This window comes from Ruegeria sp. BHSB056 (assembly GCF_059613305.1).
The window spans coordinates 1-4616 of the sequence record NZ_JBXWSG010000145.1 but is presented as its reverse complement, the minus strand read 5'-3'; the positions used below and the strand labels follow the sequence as shown (position 1 = coordinate 4616).

General features: G+C 57.9%; 5 protein-coding genes. All 5 read left to right on the top strand.

Annotated features, from left to right (window positions below; genetic code table 11):
- A partial coding sequence (locus AC2FND_RS19565; RefSeq protein ID WP_496771385.1) for an FAD-binding protein occupies positions 1 to 1139 on the top strand: 1139 nt, incomplete at its 5' end.
- A complete protein-coding gene (nadC, locus tag AC2FND_RS19560) occupies positions 1136 to 1984 on the top strand; it encodes a carboxylating nicotinate-nucleotide diphosphorylase (protein ID WP_480487362.1) in 849 nt (282 codons plus the stop codon). The genes AC2FND_RS19565 and nadC, both read left to right, overlap by 4 nt.
- A gap of 114 nt (positions 1985 to 2098) precedes the next feature.
- Complete coding sequence (bioB, locus tag AC2FND_RS19555; protein WP_209507670.1) at positions 2099 to 3079, top strand: biotin synthase BioB; 981 nt, start codon at positions 2099 to 2101, stop codon at positions 3077 to 3079.
- Complete coding sequence (locus tag AC2FND_RS19550; RefSeq protein ID WP_496771384.1) at positions 3076 to 4209, top strand: 8-amino-7-oxononanoate synthase; 1134 nt, start codon at positions 3076 to 3078, stop codon at positions 4207 to 4209. The genes bioB and AC2FND_RS19550 overlap by 4 nt, the downstream gene beginning before the upstream one ends.
- The coding region (bioD, locus tag AC2FND_RS19545; RefSeq protein ID WP_496771383.1) for a dethiobiotin synthase at positions 4206 to 4616 on the top strand (411 nt) is incomplete at its 3' end. The genes AC2FND_RS19550 and bioD, both read left to right, overlap by 4 nt.

Sequence of the window (4616 nt, the reverse complement as noted above, 5' to 3'; positions counted from 1 at the left end):
ATGAAACGCCTTCGGTTCAGGTGTTGGAAGGTGTCCTTGCTACGGCGCTGGACGTATCAAACGGTCGGGTGACTGGCGTCACGGTTCAGGACGCATCCGAAACAGAGTCCGAGCCCGTAACGCTATGTGGGCCTGCCGTATTGCTTGCCGGGGGTGGCTCTGGCGGGCTGTATGCCTTGACGACCAATCCGGCACGCATTCGGGGGCAAGTCATCGGGATGGCCGCGCGTGCTGGTGCACTTATTGCTGACGCCGAATTCGTTCAGTTTCATCCGACGGCAATGGATGTTGGTGAAGATCCGGCTCCGCTGGCAACCGAGGCGTTGCGCGGAGAAGGGGCAACCCTGATCAACAATAAGGGTGAGCGGTTCATGTTATCCGTTCACCCGGACGCAGAACTTGCCCCGCGAGACGTCGTTGCGCGTGCGATTTTTGCCGAAGTGCAGGCAGGCAACCGACCCATGCTGGACACCCGCACCGCATTAGGCTCGAAGATAACGGACCTGTTCCCGGCAGTTGCCGAATACTGCGCGCGCAATGGTATCGACCCGGTCAACGAACCGATTCCGGTCGCACCGGCAGCGCATTATCACATGGGTGGTATTGCTACCGACTTTGACGGTCGCGCGACACTTGACGGGCTTTGGGTCTGCGGCGAGGCATCTTCGACCGGCCTTCACGGTGCTAACCGGCTGGCCTCGAACGGGCTGCTTGAGGCGCTTGTTTTTGCGCGCATCTGCGCCGAAAGCATCGGGACATCCGTTCCGGTGGTGTCAATTGCCGACCCAGTTGCATTGCATTTTGTTCAGGTAGTGTCCCCTGACACGACCAAGGCTATCCAGGAGTTGCGCGAAACCATGACGCGTGACGTTGGCGTTGTCCGGGACCGGGCGGGCCTAAACCGTGCTCTGCAAACTATTGCGCGGTTGGAGGGGCAGCATGATACCAGCCCGTCATTTCGCAACATGTGTGCAACCGCGACCCTGATCGCTGCCGGAGCCTTGAAACGCGAAGAAAGCCGCGGTGCACACAAGCGGTCTGACTTTCCAAAAGCCAATGTTGGGCTCGGAGAGCGGTCCCGGATGTATTTGTCCGAAGCAATGAGCATTCGGGCCAAAGCCTGCGAGGAACTGTCATGACAAATGCGATCCTGCCAGATCTGATCCTGGAACCCATGGTCCGCGCTGCGCTGATGGAGGATCTGGGAAGCTACGGTGATGTGACAACCCGCGCTGTGATCCCACAGGAAACAACCTACACAGCCAGCCTGAACGCGCGCGAGAACGCTGTCGTGTCGGGGATGCAAGTTGCTGCAATCGCGTTCCGGCTTATGGATCCGTCGCTTGAGGTTGACGTGAGGATCAAGGATGGTTCGCGTTGTGCACGCGGTGATACGCTGATGACCATTAAAGGCTCTGCCGCATCGATCCTGTCGGGCGAACGTGTCGCTCTGAACTTTGCCGGACGCCTGACGGGTATTGCCACAAAGACTGCCGCATTTGTGGAGCAGACCAAGGGCACCACTGCCCGCATGACCTGCACGCGTAAAACCACACCAGGTCTGCGCATCGTGGAAAAACAAGCCGTGCTGCACGGTGGCGGTTTCAACCACCGCTATTCCTTATCAGATGCAATTCTGATCAAGGACAACCACATTGCTGCGGCCGGTGGCATCCGTCAGGTTCTTGAAGCCGCCAAGGCACAGGCCAGTCACATGATGGCGGTCGAAATTGAAGTTGATCGACTGGACCAGCTTACCGAAGTGCTGGACGTGGGCGGCGCTTCGGTTGTTTTGTTGGACAACATGGACAATGACATGCTGCGCGAAGCGGTTGCCATGGTGGGCGGGCGGTTGAAGACCGAAGCCAGCGGCAATGTGACATTGGAACGGGTCGCATCGATTGCGGCGACAGGGGTTGATTACATCTCGTCCGGTGCCTTGACGCATTCTGCCCGCACCGTCGATCTGGGGCTCGATTTCTGAAGGCGCGGCATTTCCGCTTGATTTATGATCGTTTGCGCCAACACAGTTGCGCATTCAGATTTTATCGATAATAAATCCACAGCAACGCAAGCTGCAGAAAGTTTTATAGATAAAATGATCATCCCACACTCCGGCTGGACCCGTAAAACTGCGCAAGCTATTCATGATCTTCCGCTAATGGACCTTTTGTTCCGTGCGCAGACCGTGCATCGGGAAAACTTTGATCCAAACCAGATCCAGACTTCGAAGCTATTGTCGATCAAGACAGGTGGCTGCGCCGAAGATTGTGCCTATTGCTCGCAATCAGCCCGCAATGGATCAACCTTACCAGCATCGAAGCTGATCGAGGTTCAGCGCGTTCTGACCGAGGCCAAGAAAGCCCGCGATGGCGGCGCGACCCGGTTTTGCATGGGCGCGGCGTGGCGCGAGCCAAAGGCGCGTGACATGGATGCGCTGGTCGCGATGGTCGAGGGCGTCAAGGAACTGGGCATGGAAACCTGCATGACGTTGGGTATGCTCGACGACACCCAGGTGGTGCAGCTGCGCGATGCCGGTTTGGACTATTACAATCACAACATCGACACCTCGGAACGCTATTACTCCGAAGTCATCACCACCCGTACCTTTGCGGATCGGATCGATACGATGAACCGGGTGCAGGAAGCAGGGATCAAGGTTTGCTCAGGCGGCATTCTGGGGATGGGTGAACATACTGGTGACCGTATCGACATGTTGCTGACATTGGCCAACATGACGCCTCCACCGGACTCGGTGCCGATCAATATGTTGATGCCGCAGGCCGATACCCCACTTGCCGACGCCGAGCCGATTGACCCGATCGACTTTGTGCGGATCATAGCAACGGCCCGCATTTTGATGCCCAAGTCCTATGTGCGGCTTTCGGCCGGGCGCAGCGACATGAGTGACGAGATGCAGGCGATGTGCTTTTTCGCCGGTGCCAACTCGATCTTTGTTGGCGAAACGCTTCTGACAGCAGAAAACCCCGAAGAAGACACCGACGCGGTCCTGTTTGCGAAACTTGGTCTTCAGGCTGAAAAAGCCGAAACGCGAAACTGCACGGAAGCTGCCGAATGAAAGCAGTCAACCGACTGGAATCGATGCTTGATGCGCTTCAAGCCCGGCACCGCCGCCGGGCCTTGATCCCGACGCAAGGGCTGGATTTCGCGTCGAATGACTATCTGGGTCTTGCCGGATCTCAAGTGTTACAACGTGCGGCACATGATGCGCTGTCGCGGGGTGTGCCTGTAGGTTCGGGAGGTTCACGTCTGTTGCGGGGCAACCACCCTGAACATGAAGCGTTGGAGCGGGAAGCGGTCGCATTCTTTGAGGCTGAGGCCGCGCTGTTCATGGGAGGCGGGTTCCAGGCCAATCAGGCAATCTTCTCCACGTTGCCTGCGGCTGAGGATTTGGTCCTTTATGACGCGCTGGTTCACGCGAGCGCCCATGAAGGTATGCGGTCCAGCCGTGCAGACCTGCGTGCCTTCCGTCACAATGATGTTGCGGATGCACGCAACGTATTGCGCGACTGGCAATCTACAGGCGGTTCGGGTCAGGTCTGGATTGCGGTCGAAAGCGTGTATTCCATGGAAGGTGATCTGGCGCCGCTGGAAGACTTGTCCGTACTTGCGCGCGAAGCTGATGCAGTTTTGGTTGTTGATGAGGCCCACGCCACCGGCGTTTTCGGAGAGCGAGGCCGGGGTCTTGCGCATGACCTGAATGCTGATCTGCTGACATTGCATACCTGTGGTAAAGGGCTTGGTGTCTCAGGTGGGCTGATCTGCGGTCCGCGCGTGATGATAGATACCCTGATCAACCGCGCTCGTCCCTTCATCTTTGCGACCGCTCCGTCGCCTTTGAACGCTGCTCTGGTTCGTGCTGCGCTACGGGAACTGGCCGAGGATGTAAGTCTGGTTGAAGGCGCGCATGAACGTATGCGCCATGCCCATGACACCGCACGGGAACTGGGGTTGCCCGCAGCCGCGTTGAACAGCCAGATCATCCCGGTTGTACTGGGAGACGACGAGCGCACAATGGCGATGGCGGCCACTTTGCAGCAGCAGGGTTTTGACGTTCGGGGCATCCGCCCGCCCACTGTCCCAAAAGGCACATCCCGTTTGCGCGTGTCGATTACCGGAAATGTCACCCTTCAGGATATCTCGACCCTATTTTCAACCATCGCAATCTGTCAGTCGGAGGCCGCATGAGCGCGCTGATCGTTGCCGGAACCGACACAGGTGTTGGAAAAACCGTGTTTTCGGCTGGTCTGGCGACAGCTTTGCAGGCCCGGTACTGGAAACCTGTTCAGTCTGGTCTTGAGGATGCTACGGACACTGAAACCGTCAGCGCGCTGAGCGGTGTCGAGGTCCTTCCCGAAGCCTACCGGCTGAACATGCCCGCCTCACCGCATCTGTCTGCCGAAGACATGGGTATTGAGATTGACCTCTCGCGTCTTGAAATTCCGAAAGTGGACGGGCCTCTTGTTGTCGAAGGGGCAGGGGGCCTTATGGTGCCGCTGAACCGCCAGTCGTTTTTTCTGGACCTGATTGCCGGATGGCAGGCTCCGGTTGTTCTTGTTGCGCGCACCGCCTTGGGAACGATCAACCACACCACA